At 68.2% G+C, this 19,428-nt stretch carries 19 protein-coding genes; 17 read left to right on the forward strand and 2 right to left on the reverse strand.

Going from position 1 to position 19,428, the window contains the following annotated elements; translation table 11 throughout:
• Nucleotides 1–87: 87 nt before the first annotated feature.
• Together IMX13_RS10470 and IMX13_RS10475 are read left to right on the forward strand one after the other, a co-directional pair.
• Nucleotides 88–516 carry a BLUF domain-containing protein gene (locus tag IMX13_RS10470; protein WP_065182710.1) on the forward strand — a complete coding sequence of 143 codons (429 nt, stop codon included), beginning with the start codon at nt 88–90 and terminating at the stop codon, nt 514–516.
• Between the two features lie 83 nt (nt 517–599).
• Nucleotides 600–1,652 carry a linear amide C-N hydrolase gene (locus IMX13_RS10475; RefSeq protein ID WP_193396354.1) on the forward strand — a complete coding sequence of 351 codons (1,053 nt, stop codon included), beginning with the start codon at nt 600–602 and terminating at the stop codon, nt 1,650–1,652.
• On the opposite strand, the gene IMX13_RS10480 is transcribed toward IMX13_RS10475, so the two are convergent.
• Nucleotides 1,649–2,422: a DUF6491 family protein gene (locus tag IMX13_RS10480; RefSeq protein ID WP_065175574.1), complete on the reverse strand. Its 774-nt coding sequence runs from the start codon at nt 2,420–2,422 to the stop codon at nt 1,649–1,651. The two genes, IMX13_RS10475 and IMX13_RS10480, sit on opposite strands and share 4 nt — an antisense overlap.
• Nucleotides 2,423–2,502: 80 nt before the next feature.
• Here IMX13_RS10480 and IMX13_RS10485 point away from each other — a divergent pair, with 80 nt between their 5' ends.
• The 5 genes from IMX13_RS10485 to thrC all read left to right on the forward strand — a co-directional run bounded on the left by IMX13_RS10485 (nt 2,503) and on the right by thrC (nt 9,363).
• Nucleotides 2,503–3,198, forward strand: coding sequence for an AraC family transcriptional regulator (locus IMX13_RS10485; protein ID WP_193396311.1), 696 nt, complete (start codon nt 2,503–2,505; stop codon nt 3,196–3,198).
• 126 nt (nt 3,199–3,324) lie between these two features.
• Nucleotides 3,325–4,275 carry a DMT family transporter gene (locus IMX13_RS10490; RefSeq protein WP_065175576.1) on the forward strand — a complete coding sequence of 317 codons (951 nt, stop codon included), beginning with the start codon at nt 3,325–3,327 and terminating at the stop codon, nt 4,273–4,275.
• 356 nt (nt 4,276–4,631) lie between these two features.
• Entirely contained in the window at nt 4,632–7,136 is a 2,505-nt protein-coding gene (gene thrA, locus IMX13_RS10495; RefSeq protein ID WP_193396312.1) for a bifunctional aspartate kinase/homoserine dehydrogenase I, read from the forward strand.
• Nucleotides 7,133–8,047, forward strand: a complete 915-nt coding sequence (locus IMX13_RS10500; protein WP_193396313.1) for a homoserine kinase — start codon at nt 7,133–7,135, stop codon at nt 8,045–8,047. Before thrA ends, IMX13_RS10500 begins: the two co-directional genes overlap by 4 nt.
• A 29-nt stretch (nt 8,048–8,076) precedes the next feature.
• Complete coding sequence (thrC, locus tag IMX13_RS10505) at nt 8,077–9,363, forward strand: threonine synthase (RefSeq protein ID WP_065175579.1); 1,287 nt, start codon at nt 8,077–8,079, stop codon at nt 9,361–9,363.
• Nucleotides 9,364–9,454: 91 nt separating this feature from the next.
• On the opposite strand, the gene IMX13_RS10510 is transcribed toward thrC, so the two are convergent.
• Nucleotides 9,455–10,207, reverse strand: coding sequence for a helix-turn-helix domain-containing protein (locus IMX13_RS10510; protein ID WP_193396314.1), 753 nt, complete (start codon nt 10,205–10,207; stop codon nt 9,455–9,457).
• Between the two features lie 138 nt (nt 10,208–10,345).
• On the opposite strand from IMX13_RS10510, the gene hisS reads away from it, so the two are divergent.
• The 10 genes from hisS to hisIE all read left to right on the forward strand — a co-directional run bounded on the left by hisS (nt 10,346) and on the right by hisIE (nt 19,348).
• Nucleotides 10,346–11,743, forward strand: a complete 1,398-nt coding sequence (gene hisS / locus IMX13_RS10515; RefSeq protein WP_053516730.1) for a histidine--tRNA ligase — start codon at nt 10,346–10,348, stop codon at nt 11,741–11,743.
• 170 nt (nt 11,744–11,913) lie between these two features.
• Nucleotides 11,914–12,240: a YerC/YecD family TrpR-related protein gene (locus IMX13_RS10520; protein WP_065182704.1), complete on the forward strand. Its 327-nt coding sequence runs from the start codon at nt 11,914–11,916 to the stop codon at nt 12,238–12,240.
• Nucleotides 12,241–12,273: 33 nt separating this feature from the next.
• Nucleotides 12,274–13,185, forward strand: a complete 912-nt coding sequence (gene hisG, locus IMX13_RS10525; protein ID WP_193396315.1) for an ATP phosphoribosyltransferase — start codon at nt 12,274–12,276, stop codon at nt 13,183–13,185.
• Nucleotides 13,182–14,477 carry a histidinol dehydrogenase gene (hisD, locus tag IMX13_RS10530; RefSeq protein ID WP_193396316.1) on the forward strand — a complete coding sequence of 432 codons (1,296 nt, stop codon included), beginning with the start codon at nt 13,182–13,184 and terminating at the stop codon, nt 14,475–14,477. Before hisG ends, hisD begins: the two co-directional genes overlap by 4 nt.
• Nucleotides 14,474–15,568 (forward strand): histidinol-phosphate transaminase, encoded by a 1,095-nt coding sequence (gene hisC / locus IMX13_RS10535; RefSeq protein WP_193396317.1) that lies wholly within the window; start codon nt 14,474–14,476, stop codon nt 15,566–15,568. Before hisD ends, hisC begins: the two co-directional genes overlap by 4 nt.
• Nucleotides 15,565–16,638 carry a bifunctional histidinol-phosphatase/imidazoleglycerol-phosphate dehydratase HisB gene (hisB, locus tag IMX13_RS10540; RefSeq protein WP_193396318.1) on the forward strand — a complete coding sequence of 358 codons (1,074 nt, stop codon included), beginning with the start codon at nt 15,565–15,567 and terminating at the stop codon, nt 16,636–16,638. The genes hisC and hisB overlap by 4 nt, the downstream gene beginning before the upstream one ends.
• Entirely contained in the window at nt 16,635–17,237 is a 603-nt protein-coding gene (gene hisH, locus IMX13_RS10545) for an imidazole glycerol phosphate synthase subunit HisH (RefSeq protein ID WP_053516724.1), read from the forward strand. Before hisB ends, hisH begins: the two co-directional genes overlap by 4 nt.
• Nucleotides 17,234–17,968: a 1-(5-phosphoribosyl)-5-[(5-phosphoribosylamino)methylideneamino]imidazole-4-carboxamide isomerase gene (gene hisA / locus IMX13_RS10550; RefSeq protein WP_053516723.1), complete on the forward strand. Its 735-nt coding sequence runs from the start codon at nt 17,234–17,236 to the stop codon at nt 17,966–17,968. Before hisH ends, hisA begins: the two co-directional genes overlap by 4 nt.
• Nucleotides 17,962–18,738, forward strand: a complete 777-nt coding sequence (gene hisF, locus IMX13_RS10555) for an imidazole glycerol phosphate synthase subunit HisF (protein WP_053516721.1) — start codon at nt 17,962–17,964, stop codon at nt 18,736–18,738. The genes hisA and hisF overlap by 7 nt, the downstream gene beginning before the upstream one ends.
• Nucleotides 18,728–19,348, forward strand: a complete 621-nt coding sequence (gene hisIE, locus IMX13_RS10560; protein WP_053516720.1) for a bifunctional phosphoribosyl-AMP cyclohydrolase/phosphoribosyl-ATP diphosphatase HisIE — start codon at nt 18,728–18,730, stop codon at nt 19,346–19,348. The genes hisF and hisIE overlap by 11 nt, the downstream gene beginning before the upstream one ends.
• Nucleotides 19,349–19,428: the final 80 nt, after the last annotated feature.

Below are 19,428 nucleotides of genomic sequence, written 5' to 3' on the forward strand. Positions count from 1 at the left end.
CTGAATTCTTCAGCAAGCGGGGCGCAGCCTTATGACGGGCTCATCCGCAACTGCTACCGTGGCTGCACATCTTGCCAGGGAAGCGCTATGCCATTGCGAGCCATCGCCTACGTCAGCCAGGCGCTGCCGGATCTTTCCGCAGATCGCCTGCAGGCGCTGGTGGACGACGCCGCCCGTTTCAACAAGCTGGCTGGCGTGACCGGGGTGCTGCTGCATGATGGCGGGCGCTTCCTGCAGTACATCGAAGGGCCGCCGGATGGCATTGATTCGGTGTATGAGCGCATCCTGCAGGCCGGCAGCCATGCCGACATCGTCGAGCTGGCGCGCAGCAGGCTTGGCCAGCGCCAGTTTCCCTATTGGGCGATGCGTGTCCTGCAGGTGGAGGCGTCCATGCTGCATGGACTCACGGTGGGCGACTGGGCCGGATTCAGCCGTGCGCTGCAGGGCGACCGCGCGGCGCCGACGGCGGTGGACCTGCTCGCCGATATCGTGCAGCCGGCGCTCCACGCCGGCTGAGTCGCGGCAGGGGCGCCGGGCTTCACCGCTGTCTCACCCTGCATGCGCTGAGATTGGACCTCCAGGGCATGGAAGGGGGCAACATGGTACGGATGAAACTCACAGGGGCCGCGCTGCTGGTGGCGGCCCTGGCAGGCGCTGTAATGCCTGCCTTGGCCTGCACACGTGCGGTCTATCTGGGTGAGAACGGCGATGTGATCACGGCGCGGTCGATGGACTGGAAGGTCGATGTGGCGACCAACCTGTACGTGTTGCCGCGCGGAATTGCACGGACCGGCGAGGCCGGGCCGAAGTCGTTGGCATGGACTGCACGGTACGGCAGCGTGGTGGCCACCGGCTACGACGTGTCGACCACCGATGGCATGAACGAGAAGGGGCTGGTCGCCAATCTGCTATGGCTGGTGGAATCGGAGTATCCGCAGCAGCGCGGCAGCAAGCCCGGCCTGGCCATTTCATTGTGGGCGCAGTACGTGCTGGATAATTTCGCGACGGTTGCAGAGGCCGTGGCGGCGCTGCAGCGTGAGCCGTACTCCATCGTTACCGACAAGGTGCCCGGCGAGGACCGGCAGGCGACCCTGCATCTCTCTCTGTCCGATGCCAGCGGCGACAGCGCGATCGTGGAATACATCGGTGGCCGTCAGGTCATCCATCATGATCGCCGCTACCAGGTGATGACGAATTCGCCCATCTTCGAGCATCAGCTTGCGCTCAACAGCTACTGGCAGCAGATCGGCGGCACGGTGATGCTGCCGGGCACCAACCGATCGGCCGACCGTTTTGCACGCGCGTCGTTCTACATCAATGCGATTCCCAAGGCGGAAGACCCCGTGGTGGCACTGGCCAGTGTGTTCAGTGTGATCCGCAATGTCTCGGTGCCGTACGGAATCACCACGCCGGGCGAGCCCAATATCTCGTCCACGCGTTGGCGCACCGTGGCCGACCACAAGCGACGCCTGTACTTCTTCGAGTCCGCGATGACGCCGAATACGTTCTGGGTGGACCTCAACAGGATCGACTTCGGTGGCAAGGTGCTCAAGCTGGACCTGGGCAAGGACCAGCGCAACACCTTCTCCGGCGATGCGCTGGAGCATTTCGTTCCCAGCGCACCGTTCACCTTCCTCGGTGTCGGGAGCTAGTTCGACGCCTGGGTCGCGGCCGGGTAGACCGCCTGGATCTGGCAGCTGCCGCGGGTGTACAGCGGCAGCGGCCCCAGGCCGCGCTCGTCGCCGGGCTCGAACTCGGCACTGAGGATGCGATCGCCGGGATTGCCGCAGATCAGGCCGTTCTGCAGCCCGGACTGGAAGCTGACCTGAGGCGCGCGGTCCAGCTGGCGGCAACTGCCGCCCAGTTCGACGCGGTAGTAGCGGTGGCCGCCATTGCGGCGTGGATTGGTCTCCACCAGCAGTCCCTGCTGATCGGAGGACCAGGCACGGACGTTGCGGGTTGCGAAACAGTAGGAGGGCGATCCGCCGAAGCTGCGGCGCTGCTCGCGCCGCTCGCTGATGGTCACCGCAGGCAGGGTCGCGGTGCTCAGGCGGTCACTGTCACGGGCGACAGTGGCGTAGTCGCGGTTCTGCACTGGACTGACCGCGCTGACCGCGCAGCTGTGCCCGTCCACGACAACGCGTTCGCTGGGGCGGCCGCAGGCCCAGCCTGCCGGCGCTTCCAGCTTCAGGGAGGTGGCCGCACGCACGTTCGGGCAGTCTTCGCTGAAGTCGATCCGATAGGCCTGGCCGGAAGCGGCACGGACGGCGATCGAGCGCGGCGAGGCCTGCTCCACCTCCTGCACGCCCACGGCGTCGAGGCAGTGCGGTGCCGGCGCCCGGCGTTCCTGCCCGCTGGCGGTGACGGAAAGGGACAGGCCGATGCTCGCGGCCAGAGCCAGGGAAACCTGTCGATATGCCATGACCTGCACTCCTTGCTGGATAGACGGCCCGACTATAGCAGTCAATTGCACCGCCGGTGTCAGGCGCGCAGACTTGCCGAATGGGCGCCATTTTCCACCTCCGGCACTATGGCCAGGCCACCGGCCTGGATCGCCACGACTACGCGCAATGGGTGCTGCCACTGCAGGGCGAGCTGCAGTTCGAGCTGGAAGGGGGGGGCGGCCGGCTGGACCTTCTGCAGGGCGCATTCGTGGCCGCCGGCGAGGCGCATGACCAGATGGCGGAGGGTCCGAACGGTTTCGTGATCGTTGATTGCGGTCCGGATGTTCTGGACGACGACACGCAGGAGCACCTGTGCAGGCAGCGGTGGCTGCATCTGCCGCTGGCCCTGCGCCAGGGGCTGGCCGAGGTGCGGCAGGGGCAGCCGCTGCCGTTGCTGCTGCCTGCCTTGCTGAGGGTGTTTGCACCGGCAGGCAGTGGCGCGCGCATGCAGGGGCTGTGCACGGCGGTACAGGCCGACCCGGGGCAGCCCTGGCCGGTCGCGCGCATGGCGGCATTCGTCGGCGTCAGCGAAAGCCGGCTGCATGCGTTGTTCCAGCGCGAATTCGGCTTGAGTCCGCAGGCCTGGGTCAGTGCCTGCCGCCTGCGCTGGGCCAAGCACCAGCTGCGGACCAGTGCGCTGCCGATCAGCGAGATTGCGCTGGCCGCGGGGTATTCCGAACAGAGCGCATTGACCCGAGCGCTGCGCCGGGAGAGCGGCGTAACCCCTGCGGCCTGGCGGCGGGGCAGCCTCTGATCCATGGCGCTGCGGGAACGCCGCCGAGTGCGTCCGGCTCTGCCGGGACAGCAATAGCCTGGGTCAAGAGAGGTCGTCCGGTGGGCGGCTACACTGCGCGGCCTCTTCTCCCCCGAAGAATCCGCAATGCGCAACAATCCGATGGTCCTGGGCATCGCCAATGGCGTAGCCGCGGGCGCGCTGTGGGGCGTGGTGTTCCTGGCGCCTGCCGTGCTGCACACGTTCAACGCCCTGCAGCTGTCTGCCGGCCGTTATCTGGTCTATGGCCTCATCGCCGTGATCCTGCTGCTGCCGCGCTGGAGGCGGCTGGCGCCGAGGCTGGGGCGCGCAGAATGGTACGGCCTGCTGTGGCTGAGCCTGGCGGGCAACCTGGTGTACTTCCTGCTGCTGGCCACGGCCGTGCAGTGGGCCGGTGGCGCTGCGGCCTCGCTGATCGTCGGCCTGATTCCGGTCGTGGTGACCCTGGTGGGCGTGCGCGAGCAGGGGGCGGTGCCCCTGAAGCAGCTGTTGCCGGCTCTGGCGCTGTGCGTGCTTGGCGTGACCCTGGTGGGGTGGGAGGCGCTGATGTCCGAACACCTGGCGACGCCCTGGCGGCAGCGCCTGATCGGCCTGCTGTGTGCCTTCGGTGCACTGTTCTCGTGGGCGTTGTACTCGATCGGCAACAGCCGCTGGCTGGCGCGGCGCCCGGATCTGTCCAGCCATGACTGGTCGTTGCTGACGGGTGTCACCACCGGCGGGTTGTCCCTGCTGCTGGTACCGATGGCCTTCGCCGGGTCCGCCGGCAGCCATACGGCCGCACAATGGGGCGCATTCTGGGCCATCAGCGCAGGTGTCGCGGTCGTGGCGTCGATCGTGGGCAACGCATTCTGGAACCGTGCCAGCCGTCTGCTGCCGCTGACCCTGACCGGGCAGATGATCGTGTTCGAAACCCTGTTCGCGCTGCTGTACGCATTTGCCTGGCAGCAGCGCTGGCCAACCGTGCTGGAGGCATTGGCGATCGTGTTCCTGGTGGCCGGGGTGATGCTGTGCGCGCACGCCCACCGTGCGCCGCGTGCGATCGCCGAACATGCCGGCTGAAGGCGTTCTCAAAGTGGATGATCGCCGCTTGGTCTCAATTGCAACCAAATGACGGCACGTTGACAGATGATCGGCGCAGGGAGTTTTTGCGCTGCAGCACTTGACAGCAGCGGGGCGAACAGTGTTTTCTGTCCGCTATGGTCCTTGATGCCGCCACCGCCAGCCTGATTGCACCCGCTATCGCGGGGCGTCCGACTGCACCGGTCGCCATCACCACCATTACCACCACCACCGTCACCACTGCCCTGGTGCGGCCCGTCGTCTTCGTGTAACTCCCGAAAACCACGGCCCCGCACCATCCAGGTGGCGGGGAAACTCGACACCTGCATGCGACGGGGCCTCCTGCCGAGGTCTGCATGTCTTCCCACGTTCTCCCCCCTCCTGTTGCCCCGGCCGAGCTGGCCGCGCCGTCCACGGTCGTGCACAAGTTCGGCGGCACTTCGGTGGCCGACGCCGAGCGCTACCGCCATGTCGGCAGCCTGCTGCGGGCCCGCCCCGAATCGCAGCAGGTCACCGTTGTCTCGGCCATGAAGGGCGTCACCGATGCGTTGATTGAACTGGCCCAGCTTGCGGCGCGGGGAGACGAGGGGTGGCGCGAGGCCTGGCATGCGTTGCGTGCCCGCCATCGTGGGGCCGCGGTGGCCCTGCTCGGCGAACAGGTGGGCGACACCGTGGAGTGGATCGATGCGCGTTTCGAGCAGCTGTCCGAAGTACTGGCCGCGCTGACCGTGATCGGCGAGTTGCCGCGTGAAGTGCTCGACCGCATGCAGGGCCTGGGCGAGGTGTTCTCCGCGCAGTTGCTGGGGACGTACCTGCGCGCATGCGGCGAGGACTGCGCCGTTCTTGATGCACGCGACGTGCTCGTGGTCGGCCACGGCGAGCTGGGCGTGGATGTGGACTGGGAGGCCAGCGCCGACCGTCTGGCGAAATGGCGCCTGCAGCATCCGCAGACGCGCGTGGTCGCCACCGGGTTCGTCGCCCGGGACCGCAACGACCGCATCACCACGCTTGGCCGCAACGGCAGTGACTACTCCGGCGCGATCTTCGCCGCGCTGTTCAATGCCGACGAGCTGCACATCTGGACCGATGTCGATGGTGTGCTGTCGGCCGACCCGCGACTGGTGCCGGAGGCGGTGCAGCTCGAGTCGCTGAGCTACGACGAAGCCTGCGAGCTGGCGTACTTCGGCGCGAAAGTGGTGCACCCGCAGACGATGTCGCCGGCGATCCGGCTCGGGCTGCCGATCTTCATCCGCAACACCTTCCAGCCGGCCCATCCGGGTACGCGCATCAGCGCCGAGCGCTCGCCGCGCGGACCGGTGAAGGGGCTCACGCTGAGTCCCGACCTGGCCCTGCTGAATCTCGAGGGGACCGGCCTGATCGGCGTGCCTGGCACCGCCGAGCGCGTATTCGCAGCGTTGCGCCAGGCGCAGGTGTCGGTGGTGATGATCTCGCAGGGTTCTTCGGAGCACTCGATCTGCTGCGTGGTGCGGGCTGCCGAAGCGGGCCGTGGCCGCGGAGCGTTGCTGCAGGCCTTTGCCCATGAACTGTCGGTTGGCCAGGTGCAGCGCGTGCAGGTCCACGAAGGGGTCAGCGTGCTGGCGGCGGTGGGCGATGGCATGGCGGGCCAGCCCGGTGTGGCTGCGCGCCTGTTCGAGGCGCTCGGCCGGGCGCAGGTCAATATCCTGGCGATCGCCCAGGGTTCCTCCGAGCGCAACATCTCGGTGGCCGTGGACAGCGCTGACGCGACGCGCGCGCTGCGCGCCGCCCACGCCGGATTCTGGTTGTCGCCGCAGACGTTCGCGGTGGGCGTGATCGGGCCGGGCAACGTCGGTGCCGCGCTGCTGGATCAGTTGCTGGCGGCGCGCCCGCAGCTGCTGGCCAAGGCCAATGTCGATCTGCGCCTGCGTGCACTGGCATCGCGTTCGCGGATGCGGCTGGAGGCCGATGGTCTGCATGCCGACTGGCGGCAGGCGCTGCAGGCGGGCGGTGAGGCCAGCGATCTCGACCGCTTCACCGAGCACCTGCTGGCCGCGCACCTGCCGCATGCGGTGGTGATCGACTGCAGTGGCAGCAGCGAGGTCGCCGAGCGCTATGCCGATTGGCTGGCCGCGGGCATCCATGTGGTCACCCCGAACAAACAGGCAGGCGCCGGCCCGCTGTCGCGCTACCAGCGGATCCGTGCGGCGGCGGCTGCCAGCGGCGCGCGCTTCCGCTATGAGGCGACGGTGGGCGCCGGCCTGCCGGTGATCACCACGCTGCGCGACCTGGTCGATACCGGCGACGAGGTGCTGGCCATCGAAGGCATTTTCTCGGGCACGCTGGCCTGGCTGTTCAACCGCTTCGACGGCAGCCAGCCGTTCTCCTCGCTGGTGGCGCAGGCGCGTTCGATGGGCTACACCGAGCCGGATCCCCGCGATGACCTGTCGGGCGTGGATGTCGCGCGCAAGCTGGTGATCCTGGCGCGCGAGGCCGGCCACGCACTCAGTCTTGAACAGGTGCAGGTGGAAAGCCTGGTGCCGGCGCTGCTTCGCGAAGGCAGCGTCGAGGACTTCATGGCCCGCCTGGGCGAGTCTGATGCATCACTGCAGCAACGCCTGCAGGACGCGCGCGAGCGCGGCGCAGTGCTGCGCTATGTGGCCAGGCTTGACGCGGACGGCGCGTCGGTGGGTCTGCACGAGCTGCCGGCGGCACACGCGTTCGCCAACCTGCGCCTGACCGACAACGTGGTGCAGTTCCGTACCCGCCGCTACTGTGAGAATCCGCTGGTGGTGCAGGGGCCCGGCGCGGGACCGGAGGTCACTGCTGCAGGCGTGTTTGCCGACCTGCTGCGGGTGGCGGCCGGTGAAGGGGCGCGCCTGTGATCGCACGTGCATTCGCGCCGGCATCGGTGGCCAATGTGGCAGTGGGGTTCGACATTCTGGGCCATGCCATCGCCGGTATCGGCGACACGGTCAGCGTGCGCCGCATCGATGAGCCTGCGGTGCGTATCGCGGCGATCCGTGGCAGTGCGGTCGAGCTTCCACTGGAGGCAGCGGGCAACACGGCTGGCGCGGCACTGCTGTCACTGCGCGAAGGCCTGGGCCTGGGCTACGGGTTCGAGCTGGAGATCGACAAGGGCATTCCGTTCGGCTCCGGCATGGGTGGCTCAGCAGCATCCTGCGTCGCGGCACTGGTTGCAGCCAACGCGCTGCTGGATGCGCCGCTGCCACGCGCCGCCCTGTATCCGCACGCGCTCGACGGCGAAGCGGTGGCCAGCGGCGGTCGCCATGGCGACAACGTCGGACCGTTGCTGGCGGGCGGGCTGGCGCTGTGCACCGCCGACAGGGTGGTGCCGGTACCGGTGCCTGCGTGCTGGCACAGCCTGCTGGTGCATCCGCATGCCGTGCTGGAAACGCGCAGGGCAAGGCAGGCGCTGCAGGGCAGTTACGCGCTGCGCGAGTTTGTCGCCCAGAGCGCGAATCTGGCCCTGGTCCTGAGCGGTTGCCATCGCGGCGATGCCACGCTGGTGCGTGCCGGCTTGCGCGATGTGCTGATCGAGCCGCGCCGCGCCGGCCTGATCGCTGGATTCGAGGCAGCGCGTGACGCCGCGCTGTCGGCGGGCGCAATGGGCGCGGGTATTTCCGGTGCCGGTCCCAGTGTGTTTGCCTGGTTCGAGGACGCGATGCAGGCGCAGGCTGCCGCAGGGCAGGTCCGCGCGGCATTTGCGGCTGCGGGCTTCGACAGTGACGCGTGGGTCTCGCCGTTGGACGCGGCGGGAGCACGACTGTGCTGACTTCTTTCCTCTCATTGGATACCGATCCCATGCAATTCGTTTCCACCCGCGGCCAGTCGCCGGCCGTAGGCCTGAGTGCTGCCATCGCCGCCGGCCTCGCCCCCGATGGGGGGCTGTATGTGCCCAGCGCCTTGCCTGCGCCGCATCATGTGCAGCAGGGCGAGACCCTCGCCGAAACCGCCGCCGATCTGCTGGCACCCTTCTTCGACGGCGACGCGCTGCAGGAGGCGCTGCCTTCGATCTGCCGTGAGGCGTTCGATTTTCCGGTGCCGTTGCGTCCGCTTGGCGGTGGAGACTACGTCCTCGAGCTGTTCCATGGTCCCACTGCGGCCTTCAAGGACATCGGCGCACGTTTCCTGGCAGGCGCGCTGTCGAGGCTGCAGGCGGGCAAGGGACGCGACCTGACGATCGTCGTTGCCACGTCCGGTGATACCGGTGCCGCCGTGGCGGCGGCCTTCCATCGCCAACCGGGCGTGCGCGTGGTGGTGCTGTATCCGGATGGCCGGGTATCGCCGCGCCAGGCGCACCAGCTCGGCTGCTTCGGCGACAACATCCAGGCGCTGCGCGTGGCGGGTTCGTTCGACGACTGCCAGGCCATGGTCAAGCAGGCGCTGGCCGATCGGGCGTTGCAGGCGGACGTGCCGCTGAGTTCGGCCAACAGCATCAGCCTGGGGCGTCTTCTGCCACAGATGAGCTACTACGCGCATGCGGCACTGGCCCATCATGGGCAGCATCGGCGCCGGCTCAATCTGGTGGTGCCGACCGGCAACCTGGGCAACGCGATGGCTGCGGTGCTCGCACGCACGCTGGGGGTTCCCATCGGCCAGATCGTGCTGGCCACCAATGCCAATGATGTGCTGCCGAAGTACTTCGAGGGCGGCGCGTATCAGCCGCAGGCCAGTGTCGCCACGGTCGCCAATGCGATGGATGTGGGCGCGCCGAGCAACTTCGAGCGCCTGCGGTGGCTGTACGACGGCGACGATGCCGAACTGCGCGCAGCCCTCCGTGCTTTCGCGGTGGATGATGTGACCATCCGCGCCACCATCGCCAGTGCGCACGCCAGTGGGGGCGAGCTGTTCTGCCCGCATACCGCGACGGCAGTGAAGGTGCTGCAGGACCTCCGCGCGGGCGGGGCGAAGGGCGACTGGGCGGTGGTGGCAACCGCGCACCCGGCCAAGTTCGAGGCGGTGGTGGAGCCATTGATCGGCGAAGCAGTGCCGGTGCCTCCGGCGCTGGCGGCGCTGCTGCAGCGTCCCGCGCATGCGGAACCGCTGGCTGCCGACTATGCGGCGCTGCGCGAGGTGCTGCTGCGCTGACGGACAGGTGCCGGGCATGGCGCGGTGTCGTCTGAAGCAAGGGGTAGGGTGGGGCGCCCGGTACCACCGGGCGCAGGTCGTGGCGCGACGCTCAACCCTGGACTTCGCCCGCCAGCTGGCGCAGCCCGTCCTCGTCGAGGATCTCCACGACGTTCAGGTGCGGCAGCGCGATCAGCGCCTGCTGACGCAGCTTGGTGAAGGTGCGGCTGACTGTCTCCATGGTCAGGCCGAGGTGGTCGGCGATGTCGCCGCGCCCCATCGGCAGCGAGACGCGCAGGCCGTCGCCGCCCAGTCGCGCCTCGCGCGCGGCCAGGCGCAGCAGGAAGTCAGCCAGCTTTTCCGCGGGCTGCAGCCGCGCCAGGGCGAGGGCCGCATCCTGCGCAGCGTCCAGCTCCTGGCAGGCGCGTTGCAGCAGCTTGCGCTCCAGGTGCGGATAACGCCCGCGCAGCGCCTTCATCTGCGGCAGCGCGACGCGGCAGACCCGGCTGTCAGCGATCGCCTCGATGTCGTAGCGGTGATGGTCGCTGCCGCTCAGGCCCAGGTAGTCGCCCGGCAGCACGAAGCCATTGATCTGGCGGCGGCCGTCGGCCAGCGTCCGCACCAGGCGCAGTGCGCCGGCGGTCAATGTATAGACATGCTGGCGCTCTTCGCCGGTGCGGGCGAGGGTGCTGCCCATCGTCACCGCCTGCGAGACGGTCACCTGTTCAAGTGCCTGCACTTCGTCAGGAGACAGTGCCGAACACACCGCCAGGTGGCGGACCGAGCAGTGCAGGCAGTCCAACGTGGAGCAGGACTGCCCGGCGATGTCGTTGTTGGCGGACGGGGCGCCGGAAGGCCGGGACATGGTGCGTGGGCGTATCGCGGGCGGGGAGGGCCTTATGATACTTCAAGCGGCTGTTCGACCCTGCGTCAGGCGGCCGCGCGCTCCAGGGCGCTAGAATGTCGCCCCCTCCCACGTCCCGTTCCAGCAGGAGTTGCTCCCGTGATCAAGCCCCGTACCCCGCCCGGCACCCTTGAGCTGTTGCCGCGCGAGCAGATTGCGTTCCAGCGCATGCTGGACGTCATCCGCCGCAACTACGAGCGCTTCGGGTTCCTGCCGGTGGAGACGCCGGTGTTCGAGCTGTCCGATGTGCTGCTGACCAAGTCCGGTGGCGAGACCGAGCGCCAGGTGTACTTCGTGCAGTCCACCGGTGCGCTGGCCAATGCCGCCGAGTCGGGTGACCGCTCGCTTCCGGAAATGGCCCTGCGCTTCGACCTGACCGTGCCGCTGGCGCGCTATGTGGCTGAGCATGAGCACGAACTGACGTTCCCGTTCCGGCGCTACCAGATGCAGCGGGTGTACCGTGGTGAGCGTGCCCAGCGCGGCCGTTTCCGCGAGTTCTACCAGTGCGACATCGACGTGATCGGCAAGGACAGCCTGAGCGTGCGGTACGACGCCGAAGTGCTGGCGGTGATCCACGCGGTGTTCTCGGAGCTGCGCATCGGAGACTTCAGCATCCAGTTGAACAACCGCAAGCTGATGCGTGGCTTCTTCGAAAGCCTGGGCGTGGCCGAGGGCGAGCGCCAGCTGGCGGTGCTGCGTGAAGTGGACAAGCTGGACAAGCGGGGCGCCGACTACGTGCGCGAGACGCTGGTGGGCGACGGGTTCGGCATTCCGGCCGGACAGGTCGAGAAGATCCTGGCATTCGTGGCCGTGCGTTCGCAGGGGCATGCCGATGCGCTGGCCCAGCTTTCGGCGCTGGAGGACGCTGCGGGGTCCTCGGAAACGCTGCGTGCCGGCGTTGCAGAGCTGCGCGAAGTGCTGCAGCTGGTGCAGGCGCTGGGTGTGCCGGAGAGTGCCTACTGCCTCAACTTCTCCATCGCCCGTGGCCTGGATTACTACACCGGCACCGTCTATGAGACCACGCTGACCGACCACCCGCAGATCGGTTCGATCTGCTCCGGCGGCCGCTATGAAGACCTGGCCAGCCACTACAGCAAGTCGAAGCTGCCCGGCGTCGGCATTTCGATCGGCCTGTCGCGCCTGTTCTGGCAGCTGCGTGAGGCGGGCCTGATCGACGGAATCGAGGCCAGCAGCGTGCAGGCGCTGGTGGCGCTGATGGACGAGCAGGGCATGGCGCAGTCACTGGATATCGCCCGCCGCCTGCGGGCCGGTGGCATCAACACCGAAGTGCAGATGGAGCCGAAGAAGATCGGCAAGCAGTTCCAGTACGCGGCCAAGGCGGGCATCCGCTTCGTGGCGCTCGCCGGCGAGGACGAACTGGCGCGGGGGGTGGTGGCGGTGAAGGATCTGCTCCGCGAGCAGCAGTTCGAGGTATCCCGCGAGGAGCTGGCCAGCACCCTGCAGGTGGAACTGGAACAGTCGAAGGTGATGGTGTGAACTGACATTGCCGTGCCGCCGCTCTCCTGATGGGGCGGCGCTGACCTGGAAGACGCCCGCCTCTGGCGGGCGTTTTTCGTTTCCGGAACCTGAATGCTCGGGTGGAGGCGGTGGGGTGGTTTGACGCACTGCGCAAGAATGCGCTAATGTACTAGCGCGCTATTACATTGATGCAAGAGATCCGCCCCGTGAAAGCCCGCCCCGACATCGCCGCCAAAGACCCCCAGGCCGATCTGGAAGCCCTGGCCCAGGCGTTCGCGGCCCTGCGTGAGCCGGAGCAGGTCATGGCTTTCCTGCGTGACCTGTGTACTCCGGCCGAGCTGGAGGCCATGGCCGACCGCTGGAAAGTGGTGCCGCTGCTGCAGCAGGGGGTGCCGTACCGCGAGATCCACGAGCGCACCGGGGTCAGCGTGACCACCACCGGACGGGTGGCGCGCTCGCTCGAGCATGGCCATCGAGGCTATGCCGCTGCCATCGACCGTCTGGCCTCGCGCTGATCCGCGCCCCGTACCGAACTTCGAGACCTTCCCATGAGTGCAACCCAGGCAGCCCCGGCACGAGACCGGCTGCGTATCGCCATCCAGAAGAGCGGGCGGCTCGCCGAGCCCGCCCGCAACCTGCTCAGTGCCTGCGGCTTGAGCTGGCGCGAAAGCCGCGACAAGCTGTTCTGCTACGGAGAATCGTTGCCGGTGGACCTGCTGCTGGTGCGCGACGACGACATTCCTGGCCTGATTGCCGACGGTGTCTGCGACCTGGGCATCGTCGGTCGCAACGAACTGGACGAGCAGGCCGCCGCGCGTCGCCAGATCGGCCTGCCGGATGCCTATCAGGCCCTGCGGGGGCTGGGTTTCGGCCAGTGCCGGCTGATGCTGGCGGTGCCGGAGGACTGGCAATGGCAGGGGCCGGCACAGCTGGCCGGCATGCGGATCGCCACCAGCTATCCCGCCATCCTCAAGGCATGGCTGGTTGAGCAGGGCGTGGACGCGCAGGTGGTGGAGCTGTCCGGTTCGGTTGAGATCGCCCCACGGCTGGGCACGGCCGACCTGATCTGCGATCTGGTGTCGAGTGGTGCCACCCTGCGTGCCAACCAGCTTGTGCCGGTGCACAACCTGCTGGACAGCGAGGCGGTGCTGGCCGGTGCGGTGCGCGTGCCCGATGACGCTCGAGCGGGCCTGCGCGTCATGCTGCTGCGCCGTCTCGATGGCGTGGTACAGAAGCAGGACCGCAAGCTGCTGATGTTCCGCGCCAGCGAAGACCGTGTTGATGCCCTGGCCCAGCTGCTGGCCGATGCCGGGCCGCTGGAGCGCCTGCCGGCTGACGGCGGCACGCTGCGGCTGCAGACCATGTGCCCCGGACCACTGAGCTGGCAGCGCATGGAAGAGCTTGAGCGTGCGGGCGCGCAGGGCCTGATGGTGTTGAGCGTGGAGCGGTCGCTGGCATGAATCGTCTGATCTGGTCGCAACTTGATGAGGCTGCGCGCAGCGCGGCACTGACCCGCCCGGTGCAGGCCGTGGCCCAGCAGACGCGCGATGCGGTCGCGACCCTGATCGCGCAGGTGCGCGCGCAGGGCGACGAGGCGCTGCGTGTGATCACCGCACGCTTTGACGGTGTGCAACTGCCGTCTTTCGAAGTGTCTGACGCCGAATTCGCGACTGCCGAAGCGGCGGTGCCAGGCGATCTGCGCCAGGCCATGGTGGAAGCGGCCGGGCGCATCGCGCGCTTCCACAGCGCAGGCATGGGCCAGGGCTATGCGGTGGAGACCGCGCCGGGCGTGGTCTGTGAACGCATGCTGCGGCCGATCGGCCGGGTCGGCCTGTATGTGCCGGCCGGCAGCGCACCGTTGCCGTCCACGGCGTTGATGCTGGGCGTGCCGGCGCAGCTGGCCGGGTGCCCGCAGGTAGTGCTGTGCACACCCCCGCGCGCCGATGGCAGCGCCGATCCGGCGGTGCTGGTGGCTGCCCGGCTGACCGGCGTGCAACGCGTTTTCAAGCTGGGCGGCGCGCAGGCGATCGCTGCGATGGCCTATGGCACCGCCAGCGTTCCGGCCTGCGACAAACTGTTCGGGCCCGGCAACAGCTTCGTCACGGAAGCCAAGCAGCAGGTCGCGCAGAACGGTGCAGCGGCGATCGACATGCCTGCAGGGCCGTCGGAAGTTCTGGTGATTGCCGATGCCGGTGCCAATCCGGCGTTTGTGGCTGCCGATCTGCTGTCGCAGGCCGAACACGGCCCCGATTCGCAGGTGCTGCTGCTGACCGATGATGCCGCGATGCTGGCCGCGGTCGAGTCCGAAGTGGAACGCCAGGTCGCGCTGCTGCCGCGGCAGGATATCGCCCGCCAGGCGCTTTCGGCGTCGCGCCTGATCCTGGTCGACACGCTGGCCGATGCCTTCGCGATCAGCAACCGCTACGCCCCTGAGCACCTGATCCTGGCCCTGCGCGAACCACGCGGCTGGCTTGATCGGGTGCAGGCTGCAGGCTCGGTGTTCCTGGGTGATTACACCCCCGAGGCATTGGGCGACTACTGCAGTGGTACCAACCATGTGCTGCCCACCGCAGGCGCCGCACGTGCGTACAGTGGTGTCAGCGTGGCCAGCTTCCAGAACTTCATCAGCGTGCAGAGTGCCAGCGCCGCCGGGTTGGCGGCGATCGGCGGCTGCGCGCGCACCCTTGCCAGCGCCGAAGGGCTGGACGCGCACGAGCGCGCCGTTGCCCTGCGCATGGAGGTGGCTGCATGAATGCCGGGATCGACGAGGTACTGGCGCTGGTGCGCACCGACCTGCAGGCCTTTGCAGGTTACAGCTCGGCGCGCAGTGCGGCAGTGCAGGGCGATGTCTGGCTGAACGCCAACGAATCGGCCTGGGCCAACCCCGCGGACGCCGAGGGCCACAGCCGGCGCTATCCAGAGCCCCAGCCACAGGCGTTGCGCGATGGACTGGCTTCGCTGTACGGCGTGCAGCCGCAACAGGTGCTGGTTGGGCGTGGCAGCGATGAAGCCATCGACCTGCTGGTGCGTGCGCTGTGCGTGCCGGGGCGCGATGGTGTGCTGGTCACGCCGCCGGTGTTCGGTATGTATGCAGTCTGTGCACGGCTGCAGGGCGCGCCTCTGATCGAAGTGCCCCTGGTCGATGCCGCCGACGGCCTGCACGCCGACCTGGATGCGGTGATCGAATCGGCCAGAGCACGCAATGCGAAGCTGGTGTTTCTGTGTGCGCCCTCCAATCCGGCCGGCAGCGATATCGCCCTGGCCGACATCGAGCGTGTGGCCGAAGCCTTGCGCGGTCGGGCGCTTGTCGTGGTCGATGAAGCCTATGTCGAGTACGCGCAGCGTCCTTCGGCGACCTCCCTGCTTGCCACGCACGCCAATGTGGCAGTGCTGCGTACGCTTTCAAAGGCCCATGCGCTGGCGGCGGCACGGATCGGAACGTTGATCGCCGCAGCGGAACTGATCGCGGTGCTGCGTCGCTGCCAGGCACCGTATCCGGTGCCAACGCCGTGCGCGGAACTGGCGGTGCAGGCGCTGCAGCCGGCGGCGCTGGCACGCACACGCGAGCGCGTGGCCACCGTGATCGCCGAACGCGAGCGCCTGCGCACTGCGCTGCAGGGCCTGCCTGGCGTACGCCAGGTCCATGCGTCCGCAGGCAACTACCTGCTGGTGCGCTTCGCCGATGCCCAGGGCGCGTTCGATGCGTTGCTGGCGGCCGGCGTGGTGGTGCGCGACCAGCGTGCAGCCCCGCAGCTGGAGGATGCGCTGCGGATCAGCATCGGCAGCCCCGAAGAGAATGACCGCGTGCTTGCGGCCCTGTCGGCCCGGAGGGCCGTTGCATGACCCCGATCCTGTTCATCGACCGCGACGGTACCCTCATCGAGGAACCTTCCGACTTCCAGATCGACGCCTACGAGAAGCTGCGCTTCGTGCCGCAGGTGATTCCGGCACTGCTGAAGCTGCGTGATGCCGGCTACCAGTTCGTCATCGTCACCAACCAGGATGGCCTCGGCAGCGAGGGCTATCCGCGCGCCAGCTTCGACGGACCGAACGATCTGATGCTGCAGATCTTCGAAAGCCAGGGCATCGTGTTTCGTGACGTGCTGATCGACTGCAGCTGGCCACAGGACAATGCCCCGACCCGCAAGCCCGGCATCGGCCTGATGACGGCCTACCTGCAGGACCGCAGCATCGATTGGGCACGCTCGGCGATGGTCGGCGACCGCATCACCGACCTGCAGTTCGCCGACAACCTCAACATCCGTGGCTTCCAGTTGCGCACGGCGCAGTTCGGCGGTGACTGGGACTGGCCGGGCATCGCCCACGCACTGGCCGATGCGCCGCGCACGGCCGTGGTCCAGCGCAACACGAAGGAAACGAAGATACGCGTCGAGCTGGATCTGGATCGCGCCGGTGACGCCAACATCCGCACCGGGTTGCCGTTCTTCGACCACATGCTGGAACAGATCGGCAAGCACGGTGGTTTTGCGCTGGACATCCGCGCCGAGGGCGACCTGCACATCGACGAGCATCACACCATCGAGGACACCGGGCTGGCGCTGGGCCAGGCGCTGCGCGAAGCCTTGGGTGACAAGCGCGGCATCGGCCGCTACGGGTTCACCCTGCCGATGGACGAGACCCTGGCCAGCGCAGCGCTGGACTTCAGTGGCCGGCCCTATTTCGTCTTCGAGGGCGAGTTCAAGCGTGAGCGCGTTGGCGACATGCCGACCGAACTGGTGCCGCATTTCTTCCGCTCGCTGTGCGATGCAAGTGGATTGAACCTCAATCTGCAGGTGCGCGGTGACAATGACCACCACAAGGTGGAGGCCTGTTTCAAGGCGCTGGCCCGCGCGCTGCGCCCGGCACTGGCGCGCCAGGGCACGGCGCTGCCCTCGACCAAGGGGGCCCTGTGAGCGAAGTCGCGCTGATCGATGCCGGCGGCGCCAATCTGGGTTCCGTACGCTATGCGCTGGAACGGCTGGGTGCCAGTGTCCGGCTGGTGCGCGACGCAGAGGGGCTGGCGGGCGCACGGCGGGTGATCCTGCCCGGCGTCGGTGCGGCAGGGCCGGGCATGCAGCGCCTGCACGCGCAGGGACTGGTGGAGCCGTTGCGACGGATCGAGGTGCCGTTGATGGGCATCTGCCTGGGCATGCAGCTGTTGTTCGAGCGCTCGGAAGAAGCCGGCGTGGAAGCGCTCGGCCTGATTCCCGGGGTGGTGCGCAAGCTGGTACCGGCGTGCGGCATCCGCGTGCCGCACATGGGCTGGAACCGCCTGCTGCCACTGCGGTCCTCGCTGCTGCTGCGCGATGTGCCTGATCGCGCAAGCGCTTACTTTGTGCACAGCTACGCAGCGCCATTGAACAGCCATACGGTGGCCGCCTGCGATCACGGCGGCCTGTTCACTGCCGTGGTGGAGCAGGGGCGCTACTTCGGTGCGCAGTTCCATCCCGAACGCTCCGGCGATACCGGATCGCTGATGTTGCGCAACTTCCTCGAGGGCACCGCTGCATGAGTTTCACCGTCTACCCCGCACTGGATATCCGCGAAGGCCGTGTGGTGCGGCTGCGGCAGGGCGATTACGCGCAGGAAACGCACTACGGCGACGATCCCCTGCCGCGCGCGCAGGCATTCGCCGCGCAGGGCGCGCGTTGGATGCACCTGGTCGATCTGGACGCAGCGCGTGCCGGTGGCTACACGCTGGCCCCGCTGCTGGCGGCGGTTCGCACGCAGACGACGTTGCAGGTGCAGACCGGCGGCGGTGTGCGTGGGCGTGATGATGTGGCGCGCATTCTCGATGCGGGCGCGAGCCGCGTGGTGGTAGGGTCGCTGGCAGTGCGCAGGCCCGATGAAGTGGTCGGCTGGCTGCAGGCGTTCGGTGCCGATCACATCACCATCGCGCTGGATGCACGCCAGGACCCTCAGGGCCAGTGGCAGCTGCCGGTGCATGGCTGGACCGAGAACGCGGGCGTGACCCTGGATGACCTTGCGCTGCGGTATGCACGGGCGGGCATGCGCCACCTGTTGTGTACCGATATCGCCCGCGACGGCATGCTGGCCGGGCCGAACATCGGCCTGTACCAGCACCTGGTGTCGCTGCTGCCGGGCGTGCAGGTGCAGGCCTCCGGTGGCATCCGCGATGTGGCCGACGTGGCCGATGCGCGTGCTGCCGGCTGTGGCGGCGCCATCCTTGGCAAGGCGCTGCTGGAACAGCGCATGGACCTGGCGGAGGCGCTGGCATGCTGAGTCGCCGCATCATTCCCTGCCTGGACGTGCGCGAAGGACGGGTGGTCAAGGGGGTGCGCTTCCGTGACCACGTGGACATGGGGGATATCGCCGAGCTGGCGCAGCGTTACCGCGACCAGGGGGCCGATGAGCTGGTGTTCTACGACATCGGCGCCAGCCCCGAGGCGCGTTCGGTCGATGTGGCCTGGGTCGAGCGCATCGCACGGCTGATCGATATCCCATTCTGCGTAGCCGGTGGCATCGACAGCGTGGAAACCGCACGGCGGGTGCTGTTTGCCGGTGCCGACAAGATCTCGATCAATTCGCCGGCACTGGGCCGTCCCGCACTGATCGACGAGCTGGCTGCCGAGTTCGGCGTGCAGTGCGTGGTGGTCGGCGTCGACTCGGTGCGCGAGGCCGATGGCGAATGGCGGGTGCGCCGCTTCAGCGGCGACCCGGACAAGACCCGAGCGGTACCCATACGGACGCTGGATTGGATCGTCGAGGCACAGCGCCGCGGCGCAGGCGAGATCGTGCTGAACTGCATGGACAGCGATGGGGTGCGCCGCGGCTACGATGTGGCCCAGCTGCAGCAGGCGCGTGCGTTGTGCCAGGTGCCGCTGATCGCGTCGGGCGGTGCGGGCACGATGGAGCATTTCGCCGAGGCCTTCGACCGCGCCGACGTGGATGGTGCGCTGGCCGCCAGCGTGTTCCACAGCGGCGCCATCGCCATTGCAGACCTGAAGCGCTACCTGCGCGAACAGCAGATCGAGGTACGGGATGTCTATTGAGGTGCGACCGTCGCTGGAGGCCCTGCAGGGGCTGGACTGGAGCAAGGGGGACGGCCTGCTGCCCGCGGTGGTGCAGGACGCCGATACCCTGCAGGTGCTGATGCTGGGTTACGTCAGCGCGGAGTCGCTGGCCGCGACGCTTGCCGTCGGGCACATGACCTTCTACAGCCGCAGCAGGCAGCGCCTGTGGACCAAGGGCGAGCAGTCCGGCAACGTGCTGGCGGTGCAGTCCATCAGCGTGGACTGCGATGCCGATACGCTGCTGGTGCTGGCCCGCCCGGCAGGACCGACCTGCCACACCGGTGCGGAGAGCTGCTTCGACCAGGCGCCGAAGGATTTCCTGGGCGGGCTGGGGCAACTGGTGGCCACGCGTGAAGCACAGCGTCCACCCGGCAGTTACACCACCCGCCTGTTCGAGGACGGCATCCGCCGTATCGCGCAGAAGGTGGGCGAGGAGGGCGTGGAAACCGCTCTGGCCGCAGTCGCACAGGATGACGCGGCGCTGCTGGGCGAGGCTTCGGACCTGCTGTACCACCTGCTGGTGCTGCTGCGCGCACGCGGCCTGTCGCTTGACGACGCGCGCCGGGTGCTGGAAACGCGCCATCGTTGATGGCTGCATGTGGCCTGCGGTCCGCACGCGCTTTCGGCGCCGGCGCCGGCCCGGCTGCATCCGCGCGGCAGACAGCCATG

Source organism: Stenotrophomonas sp. B2 (assembly GCF_014947095.1).
Classification (GTDB): domain Bacteria; phylum Pseudomonadota; class Gammaproteobacteria; order Xanthomonadales; family Xanthomonadaceae; genus Stenotrophomonas; species Stenotrophomonas maltophilia_P.

Coding starts and splice junctions, on each gene's coding strand:
- IMX13_RS10470 (WP_065182710.1), top strand. CDS start 88: ATGCCATTGCGAGCCATCGCCTACGTCAGCCAGGCGCTGCCGGATCTT.
- IMX13_RS10475 (WP_193396354.1), top strand. CDS start 600: ATGGTACGGATGAAACTCACAGGGGCCGCGCTGCTGGTGGCGGCCCTG.
- IMX13_RS10480 (WP_065175574.1), bottom strand. CDS start 2,422: ATGGCATATCGACAGGTTTCCCTGGCTCTGGCCGCGAGCATCGGCCTG.
- IMX13_RS10485 (WP_193396311.1), top strand. CDS start 2,503: ATGGGCGCCATTTTCCACCTCCGGCACTATGGCCAGGCCACCGGCCTG.
- IMX13_RS10490 (WP_065175576.1), top strand. CDS start 3,325: ATGCGCAACAATCCGATGGTCCTGGGCATCGCCAATGGCGTAGCCGCG.
- thrA (WP_193396312.1), top strand. CDS start 4,632: ATGTCTTCCCACGTTCTCCCCCCTCCTGTTGCCCCGGCCGAGCTGGCC.
- thrC (WP_065175579.1), top strand. CDS start 8,077: ATGCAATTCGTTTCCACCCGCGGCCAGTCGCCGGCCGTAGGCCTGAGT.
- IMX13_RS10510 (WP_193396314.1), bottom strand. CDS start 10,207: ATGTCCCGGCCTTCCGGCGCCCCGTCCGCCAACAACGACATCGCCGGG.
- IMX13_RS10520 (WP_065182704.1), top strand. CDS start 11,914: ATGCAAGAGATCCGCCCCGTGAAAGCCCGCCCCGACATCGCCGCCAAA.
- hisG (WP_193396315.1), top strand. CDS start 12,274: ATGAGTGCAACCCAGGCAGCCCCGGCACGAGACCGGCTGCGTATCGCC.
- hisD (WP_193396316.1), top strand. CDS start 13,182: ATGAATCGTCTGATCTGGTCGCAACTTGATGAGGCTGCGCGCAGCGCG.
- hisC (WP_193396317.1), top strand. CDS start 14,474: ATGAATGCCGGGATCGACGAGGTACTGGCGCTGGTGCGCACCGACCTG.
- hisB (WP_193396318.1), top strand. CDS start 15,565: ATGACCCCGATCCTGTTCATCGACCGCGACGGTACCCTCATCGAGGAA.
- hisA (WP_053516723.1), top strand. CDS start 17,234: ATGAGTTTCACCGTCTACCCCGCACTGGATATCCGCGAAGGCCGTGTG.
- hisF (WP_053516721.1), top strand. CDS start 17,962: ATGCTGAGTCGCCGCATCATTCCCTGCCTGGACGTGCGCGAAGGACGG.
- hisIE (WP_053516720.1), top strand. CDS start 18,728: ATGTCTATTGAGGTGCGACCGTCGCTGGAGGCCCTGCAGGGGCTGGAC.